We start from the raw sequence: 18,539 nt of genomic DNA on the forward strand, positions 1-18,539 counted from the left end.
GCTGCGCGGCTTAGCCCTGGCGCGCCTTGAAGCGCGGCGCCTTCTTGTTGATGATGTAGACGCGGCCCTTGCGACGCACCATGCGGTTGTCGCGGTGACGGCCCATCAGCGCCTTCAGCGAATTCTTGATCTTCATCGTCTTCGTCTCCGTCGACGGACCCACGCTGTCGGCGGCGTCCTTTCGTTTTTCTGCGATGCCAGGCATCGCGGGCGTTTCTTTGCGACGCCAGGCGTCGCGGGCGTCATCTTTGCGATGCCAGGCGTCGCGGGCGTTTCTTTGCGATGCAAGGCACCGCGGGCATCGTCTTTGCGATGCCGGGCATCGCGGGCGTCAGTGTCGCGGCAACTGGGCCGCTGCGATTTTCGTGGCGGCGCCGAGGCGCCTTTGGGCCGTTCCTTCCGGCGCGCTCTGATCGGCCGCGCACGGAAGGAATGGTGGGCGTGACAGGGATTGAACCTGTGACCCCTACGATGTCAACGTAGTGCTCTCCCGCTGAGCTACACGCCCGAACCCTGACGATCCGATGTGGCCGGTATTGCCTGTCGGATCTGACGCGATCTCATGCTTCGGTTGCGCGCAACCATGGATCGCGGTGGAAGTCCGGTTCCGTTCCGGGTGGCCGGCGACGGTGGCAAGCGATATACCGAAGCTCGCAGGCCGGCGCAAGCCCTCTTCTGAAACTTTGTCGCCCGCCGCCACCGCGCGAGCCCGACAGTGGAAAACCGAGACGGGCCTGTCGCTTGATGCCCGCGCCTCGGCTGCCCGCGATCTCGCTTCCAAGCGCCTGGATCAGGCGGCCAGCATCCGCTCCACTTCGCTGACGAGATCCTTCAGGTGGAAGGGCTTGGACAGCACCTTGGCATCCTTCGGCGCCTGCGAATCCGGATTGAGCGCCACCGCCGCGAAGCCGGTGATGAACATCACCTTGAGATCCGGGTCGAGCTGGGTCGCGCGGCGCGCCAGTTCGATGCCGTCCATCTCCGGCATGACGATATCGGTCAGCAGCAGGGAAAACGGCTCTTCGCGCAGGCGTTCATAGGCGCTCTTGCCATTGTCGAAGGAGACGACGTCATAGCCCGCGTTCTGCAGGGCCTTAGCCAGGAAGCGGCGCATGTCGTTGTCGTCTTCCGCAAGTAGAATCCGTGTCATTCGTCTCGTCCGTCCCGCTCGCCACCCGATCTTGCCGTGCGGCTGGTCTGCCTGATCCGGGCGTCCCCGCCCTCAACACCCGATCTGGGCACCCGATCGGGGCGCCCGCTCAGGGCGCTGCGCCGGTCCCGTTTTGGCACATTGCCTCGCTGTTTATAAGGCCGGGCCGGCGTAAACATCCAGTGAAACCGCGCCGTGCCAGGACCCGCGTTCGTCTTTCCCACGGCGATTGTGGACATTAACCGCGATTCGGGGGCAGAGTGGCCTGCGTGAAACACAACAAACGGCATCTCGGCGGAGGGTGCGCATCATGCACGTGGTCAGCGGGTTCGAGGAGACGCAGGCGTTCGAGGTCCTGCGCCCGGCCGAGCAGCGCGTGCCTTTCGTGTTCAATTCGCCGCACTCCGGCCGGCACTATCCCGAGACGTTCCTCGCCGCCTCCCGCCTCGATCGCGGCGCGATCCGCCGCTCCGAGGACGCCTTTGTCGACGAATTGTTCTCCCACGTCGTGCCGACGGGATCGCCGCTGCTGCGCGCCTGCTTCCCGCGCGCCTATCTCGACGTCAACCGCGAGCCCTATGAACTCGACCCGAAGATGTTCGAGGATCGCTTGCCCTCCTATGCCAACAGCCGGTCGATCCGGGTCGCCGGCGGTCTCGGCACCATCGCCCGCGTCGTCGGCGAGGCCCAGGAGATCTATCGCGGCCGGCTGAGCGTGCGCGAGGCACTGGACCGCATCGAAACGATCTACAAGCCCTATCACCAGACCCTGCGCCGGCTGCTGGCCGAAACCCACGTCAGCTTCGGCTATGCGGTGCTGGTCGACTGTCACTCCATGCCCTCGGCCGTGCGCAGCAGCGACGGCGGCCCGCGCCCGGATTTCATTCTCGGAGATCGCTACGGCACCAGTTGCGCCGGCCCCCTGGTCGATGCGGCCGCCGAGGTGCTGCGCGGCATGGGCTATCGCGTCAGCCGCAACAAGCCCTATGCCGGCGGCTTCATCACCGAGCATTACGGCCGCCCGATCAAGGGCCTGCACGCGCTCCAGCTGGAGATCAACCGCGGGCTCTACATGGACGAAACGCGCACCGAACGTCATGCGGGCTTCGACGCCCTGCGCGAGGATCTGCGCCGCTTCGCCGAAACCCTCGTCTCCCTCCCCGACGCCGAGCTCTACCCGGACGCCCTCGCGGCCGAGTAAGGACAGGCCCGATACGACGCCCCCCGGCGCGGGCCCGAACCCGCGCACCGGATCGCCCCGGGCGGCAGGTCGGTCCGGGACCGGCGGCAGCGCCAGAAGCGCAGAAACCAGGAGCGCAGAAAAAAGGGCCGCACTCTTGCGAGGCGGCCCGAGTCTAGGGAGGAAACGCCCAAGGAGGGCGGTGCGACACGAAAGATCATGCCGCGATGCAAAAGATCGCATTGCACCGCACAAAAGTCAATAACAACCGATCTTCCGACGCGTCGATTTTTCACCCATTCGGCGATATCGCTCTGGAAAACAACGGCTTGAAGTCGCTCGTTCCGCTCGGTAAATCGCCCGAGGGCGCCGTCTGGCCGGCACATTCGCCTCGACGCCCTCCCCCCTTGCCGCCTAGAAGGAGGTCCGAGCCTCTGGTCCGCCTCCCGTCCGCCCGACCGCCCGCCCGACGTCCGTTTCGCGCCTCATGGGATTTCACGCATGTCCGACAACACCGATACCGCCGCGCTCCTGTCCTTCGCCGACCGTCTCGCCGATACCGCCGGCGCGGCGATCCTGCCGCATTTTCGCGCGGATCTGGATGTCGACAACAAGCTGGCCGACGGGTTCGATCCGGTCACTGTCGGCGATCGCGCCGGCGAGGCGGCGATGCGCGCGCTCATCGAGGCGGAAGCGCCCGACCACGGTATTCTCGGCGAGGAACACGGGCCGGCGCGGCTGGACGCCGAGCATGTCTGGGTGCTCGACCCCATCGACGGCACGCGCGCCTTCATCTGCGGCCTGCCGACCTGGGGCACGCTGATCGGGCTGCGGCGCAACGGGCGGCCCGTGCTCGGCGTCATGGATCAGCCCTTCGTGCGCGAGCGCTTCTACGGCGACGGGGCCCGCGCCTGGCGGACGTACGACGGCCGGGAGACGGCCCTGCGCACGCGCGCCTGCGACCGGCTCGAGGACGCGATTTTCTGCACCACCCATCCCCGCCTTTTCACCGGCGCGCAATGCCCGGTCTACGAGGAGATCGAGGCGACGGTGCGCACCGCGCGCTTCGGGACGGATTGCTACGGCTATTGCATGCTGGCGGCCGGTCACGTCGATCTGGTGATCGAGCCGGGCCTGCAGGCCTATGACATCGTCGCGCTGGTGCCGATCGTGGAAGGCGCCGGCGGCGTGGTCACCACCTGGACCGGCGGCGCGCCGGACGACGGCGGGGATATCATCGCCAGCGGCGACCCGCGCCTGCATGACGCGATGCTGACCCGTCTCGCCCGCATCGGCACCTGAGGCGCGGCATCCCGGCCCTGCACTTCGGGCCCTGCGTCGCGCGGCCTAGCCGACCGCGCGTCCGCGCGTGCGCGCGCCATCGTCGAGCGCGGAGTCGTCGACGAAGGCATCGAAGGCCGCCAGGAACTGATCGCGATAGAGGTCGTCCTCCATCATCAGCTCGTGCCGCGCGCCCGGAATCTCGAGATAGCGGGCCGACCGCGTCTGCCGCGCGAAGGCCTCCGCCGCGCGCGTCGACACGATCCGGTCCTGCCCCGCCGCCACGATCTGAACCGGCAGCGGCATCGTCGCGCCGAAGCGCGGATCGAACACCTGGCGCATGGCGCGGCAGGCGGCGGCCAGCCAGTCGACGGTGGGCGCGCCGATCTCGAGCCGGTCGCAGGCGGCCATCACCGTTTCGCTTCGCTGGAAGCGCAGCGGATCGGAGGTCAGCGGGTTGTTCTCGAAGGGCATGTGGACCTTGCCGGCCTGCCCCGGCACGAAGGCCGCGCCGAAGCCGATGGCCGACAGCGTGGCCGCGAGCGGGCAGACGAAGCGCTGCGGCAGGCCCACTTCGCCGAGGCCGAGCAGCGGCGCGGCGAGCACCGCGCGGTCGATCTGCGTACGCAGCCGGCGCGCGGCCAGAAGCAGCACCAGACAGCCGGTGGAATGTGCCAGCGCGGTATGCGGACCCGGCAGCTTGGCGAGGCTGATGCGTTGCAGCACGGTTTCCAGATCGACGACGAAATCGGCGAAGTCGTCGACATGGCCGCGCCGGCGATTGCGCAGCAGGCGGTCCGATCCGCCCTGCCCCCGCCAGTCGAAGGCGACGACGGCGAAACCGCGGGCACGCAGATCCACGATGGTCTCGAAGTATTTCTCGATGAACTCGGCCCGTCCCTGGAGCAGGGTCACCGTGCCGCGCAGGGGCCCTTGCGTCGGCATCCAGCGCGCGGTGCGCAGCCGCACCCGGTCGACGGTCTCGACCATGGCGGACACGCCGCCCTCCGGCACCGGATTGTCGGGATGGTCGAAGAGATCCATGGCGGGCCGGTCTACTCCGCTTGCCGATCCTGGGCTTGCCGATCCTGGCCCCATGCTCCAGGCGCAGTGTCGCGACGCTGTGGTGCGGTCACGGGCGTGACCCTCCATGGAAGACGCCGGGCTCCGACATCCTCCTTCAAACGCGCATCTTTTTCATACAGGAGCCGGACCGGACGCTCAACCGCGACGGCCCGGCTCTCACACAACCGAAGCGCCTCACCAGCGGCCCCAGACGCCGAAGCCGACGCCGTTGCCGCCCCAGTGGTGCCCCCACTGGCCGCCCCGGTGCGGGCGCTGCCAGGGCCCGCGCACCACGGTGCGGCCCACGATCTGGCCGGAGTAGGCGTCGACCACCAGGCGCAGCGGCGCTCCGCGCCGACCGTTCGCCCGCACGATGTAGACATCGCCGCGCGGACGGATGCGCTGGATATTGGTGAAACCGCGACGATGCAGCTTGCGCACGATGCGGCGCGGACCGAGACGCTGGCCGCGATGGCCGCGCCAGCGCTTGCCGGCCAGATGGACCTGACCGTCCTGGACGAGCGTGCCGGCGACCGCCGGCTTGGCGGCGGCCGGGGCCGCGCCCCCGGGGGCCGCAACCGCGACCGGCGCGGACATCAGGAGGGCAAGGGCGGCGGACAGGATCAGCTTGCGGGTTGTCATCTCGGGTCTCCTTCGCTTCGGCGCCGTGGCGCCCCTTCGATGACGCCACCTTGACCGCCGCGCCCTGAACGCCACCGGAAGGCCTCGTTCAGAAACCGTTCATGCGCTCCGCAATGGCGGATTTCCGCATTCTCCACCCTCTTGAATCCGCCTCCGACAGCGCCCACCTCTAGCCTCGCAGGCGCCAAAACGGGCCTGCAGGCGTGTTTCCCGACAGGCCGTTCCGGCCACGCGCGCTCCGGCCATCTTCGGCGGACGCCCGGCGGAAGCGGTAGGGAAACACACATCGCGTTGGCACCCACAACGATGGTGCTCCCAACGATGTTGCTCAAACATGAGGACAGACAGATGCGTCACATGGACTTCAGCCCGCTTTATCGCTCCACCGTCGGTTTCGACCGGCTCTTCTCGATGCTCGACGCCGCGCAGGACGCGCCGAGCTATCCGCCCTACAACATCGAGCGGACCGGCGAGACCACCTATCGGATCACCATGGCCGTCGCCGGCTTCCGCGAGGACGACCTGTCGCTCGAAGCCAAGGAAAACGTCCTGACGGTGAAGGGCGACCGGCCGGAAGACCGGGAAACCGGCGAGATCCTGCATCGCGGCATCGCCGCGCGCGCCTTCGAGCGCCGCTTCCAGCTCGCCGACTACGTCGAGGTCAAGGGGGCAAGCCTGGAGAACGGGCTCCTGCACATCGACCTCGCGCGGGAAATCCCCGAGGCGATGAAGCCGCGCCGGATCGAGATCAAGGCGAAAACCGACGGCACGCCGCAGATCGAAAGCACGGTCAACTGACCCTGGCCGGATCGGGGCCGTCGGCACGCCCGACGGCCCGTCAGGAAAAATGACCCGAGCGCCGCGACGGACCTCGCCGGGCCTTGACCTCGCCCGCAAGCGGCGTCCGACGTCCGACCACGCTCGATAGACCGAAACGCCCCGCGTCGCGTCCCCGTGCGATGCGGGGCGTCGTGCGTTTGCGCCCCGGTCGTCACAAGCGCCCTGTCAATGTCAGAGTGCGGCGAGAAATGCGTCGACCTCGTCCCCGGTCGTGCGGAAACTGGTCACCAGGCGCACGATCGCCTCGTCCGGCCCGCAGCCCTGCGTCGACCATTCGTGAAACAGCACGCCGTGGGCCTTGAGCGCGTCGATGCGCCCGCGCGACAACACCGGAAAGACCTCGTTCGCCTGCACCGGCCAGGCGATCCGGACCCCGGCCTCGGTCAGCCCCTGCGCCAGACGCTGCGCGGCTGCATTGGCATGGCGCGCCAGATCGAGCCAGTGGTCGTCGTCGAGATAGCCCTCGAACTGGGCGGAGACGAAGCGCGACTTGGAAAACACATGCCCGGCCCGCGCGCGATGGGTGGCGAGATCGCGCAAGGCCCCGTCGCTGAAGACGACGAGCGCCTCCGCGCACCAGCAGCCGTTCTTGGTGCCGCCGAAGGACAGCACGTCGATGCCCGCCTTCCAGGTGATGTCGGCCGGCGCGACATCGAGCGTCGCCAGCGCATTGGCGAAACGCGCGCCGTCCATGTGGCAGACGAGCCCGCGGGCCCGCGCCACGTCGGTGAGCGCGCGCACCTCGTCCACCGTGTAGAGCGTGCCGCATTCCGTGGCCTGGGTCAGGCTCAGCGCCGTCGGCGTTCCGAAGCGCCCGCCATCGGGGGTGCGGGCGAGCGCGGCCGACAGATCCTCGGGCCGCATCCGCCCGCCCTCTGCCGCGACCGGCACGATCTTCATGCCATGGGTGTAGAATTCCGCCGCGCCCCATTCATCGCAATGCAGATGCGCCACGTCGCTGGCGAAGATCAGTCCGCCGGGCCGCGCGCAGGCCGCCATGGCGAGCGCATTGGCCGCGGTTCCGGTCGCCGTGTAGAGCACGGTGACGTCGGTGTCGAAGAGATCGGCGAAGCGGGCGGACACCCGCTCCGTCACCGGGTCGGCGCCATAGGCCGGCGCGAAGCCGGCGTTGTGGCGGGCGAGCGCGTCCATGACCGCGTCCGACGCGCCGCTCCAGTTGTCGCTTGCGAACATCATGACGCGATCTAGGCGCGCCGCGCGCCCGGTGGCAAGCCCTTTCGCGGACCGCACGCCTGCCTCCATGGCGCGCCCCTCGCCACCGCCCACAAGCACGCCCCGACAGAAAATTACGGCAATCCGCCACCCGCGAGTCGATTGTGACAAATTGCCCGCGCCGGACGAAAGAACTAGATTATCCGCCGCGCGGAAGCGTCTTGCTCACCCGAGGGAAATCTGGCATGGTGCGCGCCGCTAGATAGGACAGGAATACTGTCCCATCTGGTTTGCGAGCGCCGGACGCCGGCCCGCCCGGCGCGATCGAGCGCTCTTCGGGCAGGTTGGTTTCACGTGGCAGGCGCCCTAGGTTCCCGCGCACTGCGGAGCCCGCGCACAGCGGGGCAAGACCTGGGCCTCCCGCGCACCGCGGGGGCACCGCGGGGGCGAGGGGCGCACCGGGCGCGCAGTCGCGACGCCCCCTGCTCGCTGGCGCATGTCGCCGATCCGGGCCGGGGCACGCGGCGTATCGACGGCGAGCGCCGGCGCGGAGGGTTCCCCTTCGGAAGGCTTGCCGAGCGCGCCGCTTTGGGGGTTTAAAGAGGCGGGCCGCCCGCGGGAGGACATCCCGCCGATCCGGGCGGGCCGATGGCAGGACCGCTTCAACTGGTCAGCGTCAGGGCTTGTGCCTGTTCGCCGAACGAGCCGCGTCTTTCGAGAAAAGACGCGACCCGAACGGGGAAGGACGGACCCGACGCCGGAGTGAGAAAGAGGGCTGAGATGATGAAGACCGACGCGACCACTGCTGCGAACGGGATCGTCGCCGCCGGGACACCGGCCGACACCGTGCGCGCGCGCCGCACAGCCGCCGAACGCGCGGGCCTGTATCATCCGGCCAGGGAACATGACGCCTGCGGCGTGGGCTTCGTCGCCCACCTCAAGGGCCAGGCCTCGCACAAGATCGTCGCCGACGGTCTGCAGGTGCTGGAGAACCTGACCCATCGCGGCGCCGTCGGCGCCGATCCGCTGATGGGCGACGGCGCCGGCATGCTGGTCCAGATCCCGCACGCCTTCTTCGTGGAGGAAGCGAAGAGCCTGGGCATCGACCTGCCGGAAAAGGGCCATTACGGCGTCGGCTTCATCTTCCTGCCGCGCGACCCCGACCTGCGCCGCACCTGCGAGGAGATCGTGGAGCGGGTGATCGCCGCCGAAGGGCAGGCGTGCCTCGGCTGGCGCGACGTGCCGGTCGACAATTCCTCGCTCTCCAAGGCGCCGGACATCGCCGCCACCGAGCCGGTGTCGCGCCAGGTCTTCATCGCCAGCCGCAACTGCGAGACGCCGAACGATTTCGAGCGCCGTCTCTTCGTGCTGCGCAAGGTGATCTCCAACACCGTGCGCGCGGAGACCGACGCCGTCGAACACGGCTTCTACATCGTCTCGCTGTCGAGCCGCACGCTCGTCTACAAGGGCATGTTCCTCGCCTATCAGCTCGGCGCCTATTACGCCGACCTGAAGGACCCGCGCTTCGAATCGGCGCTCGCCCTGGTGCACCAGCGCTTCTCGACCAACACCTTCCCCTCCTGGGACCTCGCGCACCCCTATCGCATGGTGGCGCACAACGGCGAGATCAACACGCTGCGCGGCAACGTCAACTGGATGGCGGCGCGCCAGGCGAGCGTGTCCTCGCCGCTGTTCGGCGACGACATCTCCAAGCTGTGGCCGATTTCCTACGAGGGCCAGTCGGACACCGCCTGCTTCGACAATGCGCTCGAGTTCCTGGTCTCCGGCGGCTATTCCCTCGCCCATGCGGCGATGATGCTGATCCCCGAGGCCTGGGCCGGCAACACCTTGATGGACGACAACCTCAAGGCCTTCTACGAGTATCACGCGGCCTTGATGGAGCCGTGGGACGGACCGGCGGCGGTCGCCTTCACCGACGGACGCCAGATCGGCGCGACGCTCGACCGCAACGGCCTGCGTCCGGCACGCTACGTCGTGACCGACGAGGACGTCGTGATCCTGTCGTCCGAGGTCGGCGTGCTGCCGGTGCCGGAAGAAAAAATCGTGCGCAAGTGGCGCCTGCAGCCGGGCAAGATGCTGCTGATCGACCTTGAGGAAGGGCGCATCATCTCCGACGACGAGATCAAGCGCACCCTGTCGACCGCCAACCCCTACAAGGACTGGCTGCACCGCACCCAGATCGTGCTGGAGGACATGCCGGCGGTGCGCGGGCGCGCGCCGGTGGCGGCCGAGAGCCTGCTCGACCGTCAGCAGGCCTTCGGCTACAGCCAGGAGGACATCAAGCTCTTGATGCAGCCGATGGCCACCGTCGGCCAGGAAGCCATCGGCTCGATGGGCACGGACACGCCGATTTCCGTGCTCTCCGACAAGCCGAAGCTGCTCTACACCTATTTCAAGCAGAACTTCGCCCAGGTCACCAACCCGCCGATCGACCCGATCCGCGAGGAACTGGTGATGAGCCTGGTGTCCTTCATCGGCCCGCGCCCGAACCTCTTCGACCTGAAGGGCCTGTCGAGCGTGAAGCGGCTGGAGGTGCGTCAGCCGATCCTCACCAACGACGACCTGGAAAAGATCCGCACCATCGGCGACACGTCCGACAACCAGTTCTCGGCCAAGACGCTGGACATCACCTATGACGCGGCCCACGGCGCGGAGGGCATGCGCGCGGCGCTGACCAACCTGTGCGCCTCCGCCGAGCGCGCGGTGTCCAACGGCTACAACATCATCATCCTGTCCGACCGTCTGATGAGCCGCGGCCGCATTCCGATCCCGGCCCTGCTGGCGACGGCCGCCGTGCACCACCACCTGATCCGCAAGGGTCTGCGCACCTCCGTCGGCCTCGTGGTCGAGACGGGCGAGGCGCGCGAGGTGCATCACTTCTGCGTGCTCGCCGGCTACGGCGCGGAGGCGATCAACCCCTATCTCGCCTTCGAGACGCTTCTGGCGCTGCACGCCGATCTCGACTTCCCCGAGGAAGTGGACGAGACCGAGGTGGTCGAGCGCTACATCAAGTCGATCGACAAGGGCATCCTGAAGGTGATGTCCAAGATGGGCATCTCGACCTATCAGTCCTATTGCGGCGCGCAGATCTTCGATGCCGTCGGGTTGTCGAGGGATTTCGTCGACGAGTTCTTCTTCGGCACCGCCACGACGATCGAGGGCATCGGCCTCGTCGAGGTCGCCGAGGAGACCGCGCGGCGCCACCGCCTCGCCTTCGACGACGTGCCGGTGCTGCGCAGCGCGCTCGAGGTCGGCGGCGAATACGCCTACCGCACGCGTGGCGAGCGCCACATGTGGACCCCGAACAACGTCGCCTCGCTGCAGCACGCGGTGCGCGGCAACGTGCCGGAGAAGTACCGCGAGTTCGCCCGCGAGACGAACGAGGAGAACGGCCGCTACACGATCCGCGGCATGTTCCGCATCAAGTCGGCGGAGGAGATCGGCACCAGGGCGATCCCGCTGGACGCGGTCGAGCCGGCGGCGGAGATCGTCAAGCGCTTCTCCACCGGCGCGATGTCCTTCGGCTCGATCTCGCGCGAGGCGCATTCCACGCTCGCGGTCGCGATGAACCGGATCGGCGGCAAGTCGAACACCGGCGAGGGCGGCGAGGAGCCCGAGCGCTATCTGCCGCTGCCCGACGGGGCGACCAACCCGATGCGCTCGGCGATCAAGCAGGTCGCCTCGGGCCGCTTCGGCGTGACCACCGAGTATCTGGTCAACTCCGACATGATCCAGATCAAGGTCGCCCAGGGCGCCAAGCCCGGCGAGGGCGGCCAGCTGCCCGGCCACAAGGTCGACGCGGTGATCGCCAAGGTGCGCCACTCCACGCCGGGCGTCGGCCTGATCTCGCCGCCGCCGCACCACGACATCTACTCGATCGAGGATCTGGCGCAGCTGATCTACGATCTGAAGAACGTCAATCCGGCGGCCGATATTTCGGTGAAGCTGGTGTCGGAAGTGGGGGTCGGCACGGTCGCGGCCGGCGTCGCCAAGGCGCGCGCCGATCACATCACCATCTCCGGCTACGACGGCGGCACGGGCGCCTCTCCGCTCACCTCGATCAAGCATGCCGGCAGCCCCTGGGAGATGGGTCTCGCCGAAACCCAGCAGACGCTGGTGCTCAACGGCCTGCGCTCGCGCGTCGCGCTGCAGGTCGACGGCGGACTGAAGACCGGCCGCGACGTGTTGATCGGCGCGCTGCTCGGCGCCGACGAGTTCGGCTTCTCCACCGCGCCGCTGATCGCCGCCGGCTGCATCATGATGCGCAAGTGCCACCTCAACACCTGTCCGGTCGGCATCGCCACCCAGGATCCGGTGCTGCGCAAGCGCTTCAAGGGCACGCCGGAGCACGTGGTCAACTACTTCTTCTTCGTCGCCGAGGAAGTGCGCGCGCTGATGGCGGAAATGGGCATCGCCCGCTTCGAGGAGCTTGTCGGGCGCACCGACCTGCTCGACCAGGACAGGATGGTCGAGCACTGGAAGGCGCGCGGGCTCGACGTGTCGCGCCTGTTCCACATGCCCGACGCCGCGCCGGAGGCCCGCCGCTGGACCGAGCGGCAGAAGCACCCGATCGACGACATCCTCGACCGGCGCCTGATCGCGGCGGCCGCGCCCGCGCTCGACACCAAGGAGCCGGTCACGATCACCGAGACCATCGCCAACGTCGACCGCTCGACGGGCGCGATGCTGTCGGGCGAGGTCGCCCGCCGCTACGGGCACAAGGGGCTCAAGGACGGCACCATCGACATCCGCCTCACCGGCACGGCCGGCCAGGCTTTCGGTGCCTTCCTCGCCCGCGGCATTGCCATGACGCTCGAGGGCGACGCCAACGACTATGTCGGCAAGGGTCTGGCCGGCGGCCGGCTCGTCATCCGGCCGAACCCGAAGAGCGCCGCCAATCCGGATGAGTCGATCATCGCCGGCAACACGGTGCTCTACGGCGCCACCGAGGGCGAGGCCTACATCCGCGGCATCGCCGGCGAGCGCTTCGCGGTGCGCAACTCCGGCGCCATCGCCGTCGTCGAGGGCGTCGGCGACCACGGCTGCGAATACATGACCGGCGGTGTCGTCGTGGTTCTCGGCTGGACCGGGCGCAACTTCGCGGCCGGCATGTCGGGTGGCGTGGCCTATGTGCTGGACGAGGACGGCTCCTTCCGCTCGCGCTGCAACCTGGCCATGGTGGACATCGAGCCGGTGCCGGAAGAAGACGACCTGCTGGAGAAGCTGCATCACCACGGCGGCGACATCGAGCACAAGGGGCGCGTCGATCTCACCGACGACATGACCCGCCACGACGACGAGCGGCTGCGCCAGCTCATCGCCAATCACATCGCGCATACCGGCTCGGCCTGGGCACAGCAGATCCTCGACGAGTGGGACGATTTCCGTCCGAAGTTCGTCAAGGTGATGCCGGTCGAGTACCGCCGGGCGCTCAAGGAAATGGAAGAAAAGCGGCTCGGCCTGGTCGCGGCCGAGTAAGGGAGACGGACAGATATGGGTAAAGTCACCGGGTTCCTGGAGATCGACCGGCAGGACCAGAAGTATCAGCCGGCCTCCGACCGCATCCGCCACTTCAAGGAGTTCACGCTGCCGCTGGAGGACAAGGAAGTCCAGCGGCAGGCCGCGCGCTGCATGGACTGCGGCATACCCTATTGCCACGGTCCCGTCGGCTGTCCGGTCAACAACCAGATTCCGGACTGGAACGACCTCGTCTACAACGGCGACTGGGAAGAAGCGGCGCGCAACCTGCACTCCACCAACAACTTCCCGGAGTTCACCGGGCGCATCTGCCCCGCGCCGTGCGAGGAGGCCTGCACGCTCAATCTCGAGGACGTGCCGGTCGCCATCAAGTCGGTGGAACAGGCGATCGCCGACCGGGCCTACGAGGAAGGCTGGATCCGCCCCGAGCCGGCGGCCGTGAAGACCGGCAAGACCGTGGCCGTCGTCGGCTCCGGCCCCGCCGGCATGGCCGCCGCGCAGCAGCTCGCACGCGCCGGACACACGGTGCATGTCTATGAGCGCGAGCCCCGGGCCGGCGGCCTGATGCGCTACGGCATTCCGGACTTCAAGATGGAAAAGCACTACATCGACCGCCGCGTGGAACAGATGGAGGCCGAGGGCGTCGTCTTCCATTACAATGTGAACGTCGGCGTCGACACCACGGTGGACGAGCTCAAGCACCGCCACGACGCGCTGCTTCTGACCTGCGGCGCCGAAACGCCGCGCGATCCGGGCCTGCCGGGCATGGACCTGCAGGGCTGCATGTACGCCATGCCGTTCCTCGTTCAGCAGAACCGGCGCGTCGGCGGCGAGGACGTGTCGCACGAGCCGCCCTATTGGGCGGGCGGCAAGCATGTCGTGGTGATCGGCGGCGGCGACACCGCGTCGGACTGCATCGGCACCTCCTTCCGCCAGGGCGCCCTGTCGGTCACCCAGCTCGACATCCGCCCGCGTCCGCCGGAGAAGGAAGACAAGCTTGCCGTGTGGCCCTATTGGGCGACGAAGATGCGCACCTCTTCCTCCCAGGCCGAGGGCGCGGAGCGCGAGTTTCAGGTCGCCACGCTCGAGATCATCGGCGAGGACGGACATGTCACCGGCGTGAAATGCGCCCGGGTCGATGAAAAGCGCCAGCCCATCGAGGGCACGGAATTCGTGCTGCGCGCGGAACTGGTGCTGATCGCCATCGGCTTTTCCGGCCCGATGGAAGGCACCTATCTGGCCGAACTCGGCGACGACCTCGCCCGCGACGCGCGCGGCAACGTGGTCGCCAACACCGAGGACTACAAGACCTCGATCGACGGCATCTTCACCGCCGGCGACGTGCGCCGCGGCCAGTCGCTCGTCGTCTGGGCGATCCGCGAGGGCCGTCAGGCGGCGCGCGCCATCGACCTGCATCTGACCGGCAGCACCAACCTTCCGCGCTGATACGCTGGCACGACACGACAAGGCCGCGCGCCCACCGGGCTGCGCGACCTTGTCTATTGGTGCTTGCGACGCCAGGTGCAGCCCGGGCGACAGGACAGGCTCAGTGCGGACGGATCACTTTTCCACCTGTGCTAGAAAAGCCCCGATCCGCTCGATCATGGCGTTGTGACTGTCACCGCGCGTCTGTGCGGACGTCCCGCACAACGCCGGGTCGCCGCCGTCCTCGGAAAGGATCTTCGCGCCTGCCGGCGTGCACAAGGGGAAGGCGTCGAGCGGCCCGGCTTCGGCAAGCGTGACAAGACGGGCGGTGTCATCATCGCCGACCGGCTGCGCAAAGTGCGCCTCGCCCTCCCCGGTCGCCCCGAGCGCGATCACAAGGGACGGGACCGGATTGTCCTCACCCGCGTCCAAGACGGCCTCCGCATATTCCGGCGCGATCGCAACCACGGCGGATATTTCAGGCAGGCGGTACGACCGCTCCAGCGGCGCGCGGTCGAGCGACTCCAGCAAGATGCCGCCGGCTGCCAACCAGCCACAGTCGGGGCCGGCCCCGTCCGCGCACGACCGCCGGACAGCGTCAGCGTCAAAACGCCAGCCGCCAACGGCAAGAGCGGCCGTGCCGCCAAGCGCGAAACCGACAGCCGAGATCCGGGTCCGGTCGATGCGCGGCGCCCACTCGGGATCGCCGAGAACAGCGGCAAGGGCGCGCGCGAGATGCTCGGGCCGGCGCCAGATCTCCTCCGCACCCGCGCGCGGGCTTTTCACCCTCGGCGCGTTGACCTCCACCACGACATGCCCCGAACGGGCGAGCCCGGCCGCGAGCCAGGCGCCCGAATCCGGACGTGAGCGGACGCCGCCATGCGAAAGCAGAACGAGAGGAAACGGCCCCGCCGCGACCGCGCCCCCGGGCACGGCCTGAGGGCCGAGAAAGACGGCGTTGCCGGCCAGGTTTTGCACTGCTCCGCCGCGCGCCGGATACCACACCGTCAACGACAGCCCGCGCGCGTCCGAGGAGCCTGCGACCGACAGGGCAACCATGCCCGGGACGTTCGTCGCACCGACAGCGCCGCCTGAAAGGAGAAAGAGGATAATCAGGAAGAAGGGGCGCACGTGCGAAAGCCTTTGCGTGACGGGGGCGGTCGCAATCCAGCAACCACCGGGACCGGCCCGCACTATCCTCCAACCCTCGCAGGCGCAACACCTGCCGGGACAGGCGTTGCGCAGGACCGGGACAGCCGCGCCGCCTCACGCGGCCGCGCGGCCGTCGCTGCTTCTGATGTTCTCCAGGAAGCCGCCGACCTGCCGGTGCAGCGCGCCCGACAGTTCGGCCAGTTCACCGGTCGCGGCGCGGATCTGGTCGGTGGCCGCGCGGGTGCTGCCGCTGGCGGCGGTCAGATCGCCCATGCTGGCGGCCACGCTCTCGGTGTTCTGCGTGGCGAAGCCGACGCTCTGGGTGATCTCGCCGGTCGCCGCCATCTGCTCCTGAACCGCGCTCAGGATCGTATTGGAGATCGTGTGGATGCGCTCCACCGTCGTGGCGATGGAGCGGATCGCGCCGACGGCCTGATCCGACACCTGCTGCACCGCCTCCACCTGCCGCGAGATATCCTCCGTCGCCCGCGTCGTCTGCCCGGCCAGCGTCTTGACCTCATTGGCGACGACGGCGAAGCCGCGCCCCATCTCGCCGGCCCGCGCCGCCTCGATGGTGGCATTCAGCGCCAGAAGGTTGGTCTGGTCGGCGATCTGCTTGATCAGGTCGACGACCTCCCCGATCTCGCGCCCGCTCTCCGCCAGCCGGCCGACGATGGTGTCGGTCGCGCGCGATTCGTCCACGGCCGCCTGCGCCATTTGCGCGGCCTGCTCCATCTCCCGTCCGATGGCGAGGATCGAGGCGCTCATGTCTTCCGCCGCCTGGGCCGCCGTCGACACCGACGTGCTCGCCTGCTCCGAGGACTCCGTCGCCGTCTCCACCGCCCGGGCGGCCTCGTCGACCGCGCCGTCGAGTTCCTGCGACAGGCCGCCGACCCGTTCGGCCGCGGTGGTCAGCCGCTGCACGACGCCCACCACGGAGCTTTCGAAGTCGCCGGCCACCTGCTTCAGGGTTTCCGCCCGCTCCGCCGCGAGGCTGCTTTCGCGCTCCAGCGCCTGACGCGCCTCTTCCCGCGCCTTTTCCGCCAGCCGCGTGCGGAACGCGACCACGGAGCGCGCGATCGACCCGATCTCGTCGCCCCGTTCGGCGCCGGCGATCTCCACGTCGAAATCCCCGTCCGACAGCGCCTCGAGGCCGCCCTGCAGGGCCTTCAGCGGTCGACGGATTCCGAGCGCCAGCCAGAACGCCAGAGCCAGAAAGGCAATGCCGACGGGCATGCACACGATCGCGATCTCGACCATCTGCCCGAGGATCAGCGCATCGAGCTTCGACGCGGCCTTCGCGCCCACGAGATCGGCGGCCGTCGCCGGATCGCCCAGCGCCGCGGTCAGCGAGACACGAAACGTGTAGAAGGCATAGCCGGTGCCGGCGAGCATGATGACGGCCGCCGTCGCGACCATGAGGAGAAACCGGCCGAGAACCGACAGGGTGCGGCGGCGCTGATCTGTGGCGTGCATGCGAATGTTCCCGAATTCGATACACCGACAGGTTTCTCGCAATTGATGAAGAAAGAGAAAACCACACGCGCCCGCGTTCGAAAATCGCGACGACGGATCGCCGGCCGCAGGGTCACCCCCGCCAGGAAGCCCGACGCCAAGCGACGGCGAAGCAACGCCAGGACGCGTTTCATGGCCGAATCGGGCCCGAGCTTCGTTCGTCTGTGGCTCTCAGGTAACCGGCACCCGGCCGGGGCTCGAAACCGGGGCCGGAGCCGGTCGCTGCACGGTCTCTTGTCCGGATGTCGTCTTGTCCGCGTGTGGTCTGAGGCGGGCGCCAGCTTGTCGAAGATCGAGACCAGCTTGTCGGACATCGAGAGATGCGCGCCCAGTCGCGCGCGCGAACCACGCGCTCAGGAGCCGGGCCGGCGGAAATCGTCCACCCGCCCCTCGGTCGGCGGCAGCACCGCGCCTTGCACGATCAGGCGATACTGAGGCGTGTCGACCACCGGCGCGTTGCGGGCATCCTCCGCGCCGGCCAGTTCCGTTTCCGGCGAGCCCGTCCGACCGGTGAGAACGACGAAATTGGGATCGTCCTCGACACCTTCGAAGGCATAGGCTCCGGAGGAGCCGAGCACGCGGGCGATCGCCCGGTCGGCGAAGAAGGCGAGCTTTCGCTTGCCGGGCCAGGTGAAACCGATGCCGTCTCCGCTGCGCAGGCGGCGGCGACGCCCCTCCACATCCGGGCCGAAGGACGTGTAGCCGCCCTCCTCGCTCAGGAAGACGTCCCACACATCGACATAGATGGCATTCGCCGCCTCGACACGCGCCTTGATCAGGCTCGTCACCAGATTGAAGTTGGCGCGCCGGGTCTGGCCCTTGGGCGGCGGCAGGCCGACCCAGATCACGGGCGTGCGCTGCGCGCGGGCCGCCGACAGCACCCGGTCGACCCGGCCGGCGTAGCCCGCCGTCCAGGCCTCGGTGCCGAATTCGGCCGGCTCGCCCGCCAGCCCCAGCGACCGCACGGCCAGCTCGCGAATGTCGTTCTTGCCAAGAAGCATCACCACGACGCCAACACGCCGCCCCTGAACGGCGGCGCGCATCCGGTCGCCGATCTCCGGCCCAAACTCGGTGGCAAGGCCCTCGTCGCGAAACAGCAGCCGGTCGACCCGAACGGAGGGCACCTCCGCATAGGCCGCCTCGAGCCCTTCCGCCAGCTCGTCGGCCAGCCCGTCGCCGACGACCAGGACAATGCGGGCATCCGCGTCCTTGGGCACCTCGACGATCACGGGTTTCACCGGCTCGCGGCGCGGCTGGACCTGCTCGCGCGGCTGCTGCTCGCGCATGCGGCTGCGGCGATCGTCGCGCTCGACGCCGAACAGGCGAAAGAGCGGCGACAGCGGGTGAAATCCGCCGCCGCTCGGCGTGTCGCCCGGCTGCACGATCGGGCCGCGGCTTTGCGCCGCCACATCGCCCGGTACCGCGGCCAGCCCGACCGCGAGGCCGAGGCCGAGCGCGGCGAGACAGCGCGCGCCCGAGCGCATCCAGCGGCATGCAAGCGCTGCGATCCGGCCACGGGTGCCCGCCGGACCGGTTGCATCGTCAGCGCTGGAAGGGGCGATGGTGATCATGCCCCGACCTTAGCGAATTCCGCGCCTTGCGTCCAAGGGCCCAACG

General features: G+C 68.7%; 13 protein-coding genes and 1 tRNA gene. 5 read left to right on the forward strand and 9 right to left on the reverse strand.

Going from position 1 to position 18,539, the window contains the following annotated elements; all coding sequences use genetic code 11:
* Positions 1-10: 10 nt before the first annotated feature.
* The 3 genes from ykgO to cpdR all read right to left on the reverse strand — a co-directional run bounded on the left by ykgO (position 11) and on the right by cpdR (position 1,150).
* Positions 11-136, reverse strand: a complete 126-nt coding sequence (gene ykgO / locus ABL312_RS15365; RefSeq protein WP_029059454.1) for a type B 50S ribosomal protein L36 — start codon at positions 134-136, stop codon at positions 11-13.
* Positions 137-433: 297 nt separating this feature from the next.
* A tRNA-Val gene (locus tag ABL312_RS15370) sits at positions 434-508 on the reverse strand.
* Positions 509-790: 282 nt separating this feature from the next.
* Positions 791-1,150 (reverse strand): cell cycle two-component system response regulator CpdR, encoded by a 360-nt coding sequence (gene cpdR, locus ABL312_RS15375; RefSeq protein WP_349358281.1) that lies wholly within the window; start codon positions 1,148-1,150, stop codon positions 791-793.
* Between the two features lie 310 nt (positions 1,151-1,460).
* On the opposite strand from cpdR, the gene ABL312_RS15380 reads away from it, so the two are divergent.
* Entirely contained in the window at positions 1,461-2,351 is an 891-nt protein-coding gene (locus tag ABL312_RS15380; RefSeq protein ID WP_349358282.1) for an N-formylglutamate amidohydrolase, read from the forward strand.
* A 480-nt stretch (positions 2,352-2,831) separates the two neighbouring features.
* A complete protein-coding gene (hisN, locus tag ABL312_RS15385) occupies positions 2,832-3,632 on the forward strand; it encodes a histidinol-phosphatase (RefSeq protein ID WP_349358283.1) in 801 nt (266 codons plus the stop codon).
* Positions 3,633-3,677: 45 nt separating this feature from the next.
* On the opposite strand, the gene ABL312_RS15390 is transcribed toward hisN, so the two are convergent.
* Complete coding sequence (locus ABL312_RS15390) at positions 3,678-4,655, reverse strand: alpha/beta hydrolase (RefSeq protein ID WP_349358284.1); 978 nt, start codon at positions 4,653-4,655, stop codon at positions 3,678-3,680.
* A gap of 216 nt (positions 4,656-4,871) precedes the next feature.
* On the reverse strand, positions 4,872-5,318 hold the full coding sequence (locus ABL312_RS15395) for a hypothetical protein (RefSeq protein ID WP_349358285.1): 447 nt from the start codon (positions 5,316-5,318) through the stop codon (positions 4,872-4,874).
* Positions 5,319-5,666: 348 nt separating this feature from the next.
* On the opposite strand from ABL312_RS15395, the gene ABL312_RS15400 reads away from it, so the two are divergent.
* Positions 5,667-6,116 carry an Hsp20 family protein gene (locus ABL312_RS15400; RefSeq protein ID WP_349358286.1) on the forward strand — a complete coding sequence of 150 codons (450 nt, stop codon included), beginning with the start codon at positions 5,667-5,669 and terminating at the stop codon, positions 6,114-6,116.
* A gap of 213 nt (positions 6,117-6,329) precedes the next feature.
* On the opposite strand, the gene ABL312_RS15405 is transcribed toward ABL312_RS15400, so the two are convergent.
* On the reverse strand, positions 6,330-7,355 hold the full coding sequence (locus ABL312_RS15405; protein WP_349358287.1) for a beta-eliminating lyase-related protein: 1,026 nt from the start codon (positions 7,353-7,355) through the stop codon (positions 6,330-6,332).
* A gap of 756 nt (positions 7,356-8,111) precedes the next feature.
* Here ABL312_RS15405 and gltB point away from each other — a divergent pair.
* Positions 8,112-12,830, forward strand: coding sequence for a glutamate synthase large subunit (gltB, locus tag ABL312_RS15410; protein WP_374730137.1), 4,719 nt, complete (start codon positions 8,112-8,114; stop codon positions 12,828-12,830).
* A gap of 15 nt (positions 12,831-12,845) precedes the next feature.
* Complete coding sequence (locus tag ABL312_RS15415; protein ID WP_349358288.1) at positions 12,846-14,276, forward strand: glutamate synthase subunit beta; 1,431 nt, start codon at positions 12,846-12,848, stop codon at positions 14,274-14,276.
* A 114-nt stretch (positions 14,277-14,390) separates the two neighbouring features.
* Here the strand turns inward: ABL312_RS15415 and ABL312_RS15420 are convergent, their stop codons facing one another.
* From ABL312_RS15420 to ABL312_RS15430, 3 genes are all read right to left on the reverse strand, one after another.
* The gene (locus ABL312_RS15420; protein ID WP_349358289.1) at positions 14,391-15,386 is read right to left on the reverse strand and encodes a hypothetical protein; all 996 of its coding nucleotides are present in this window, start codon (positions 15,384-15,386) and stop codon (positions 14,391-14,393) included.
* A 135-nt stretch (positions 15,387-15,521) separates the two neighbouring features.
* A complete protein-coding gene (locus ABL312_RS15425) occupies positions 15,522-16,883 on the reverse strand; it encodes a methyl-accepting chemotaxis protein (RefSeq protein WP_349358290.1) in 1,362 nt (453 codons plus the stop codon).
* Between the two features lie 392 nt (positions 16,884-17,275).
* Positions 17,276-18,493, reverse strand: a complete 1,218-nt coding sequence (locus ABL312_RS15430) for a DUF459 domain-containing protein (RefSeq protein WP_349358291.1) — start codon at positions 18,491-18,493, stop codon at positions 17,276-17,278.
* Between the last annotated feature and the right edge of the window lie 46 nt (positions 18,494-18,539).

Origin of the sequence: Stappia sp. (genome assembly GCF_040110915.1) — a bacterium.
Lineage (GTDB): Bacteria > Pseudomonadota > Alphaproteobacteria > Rhizobiales > Stappiaceae > Stappia.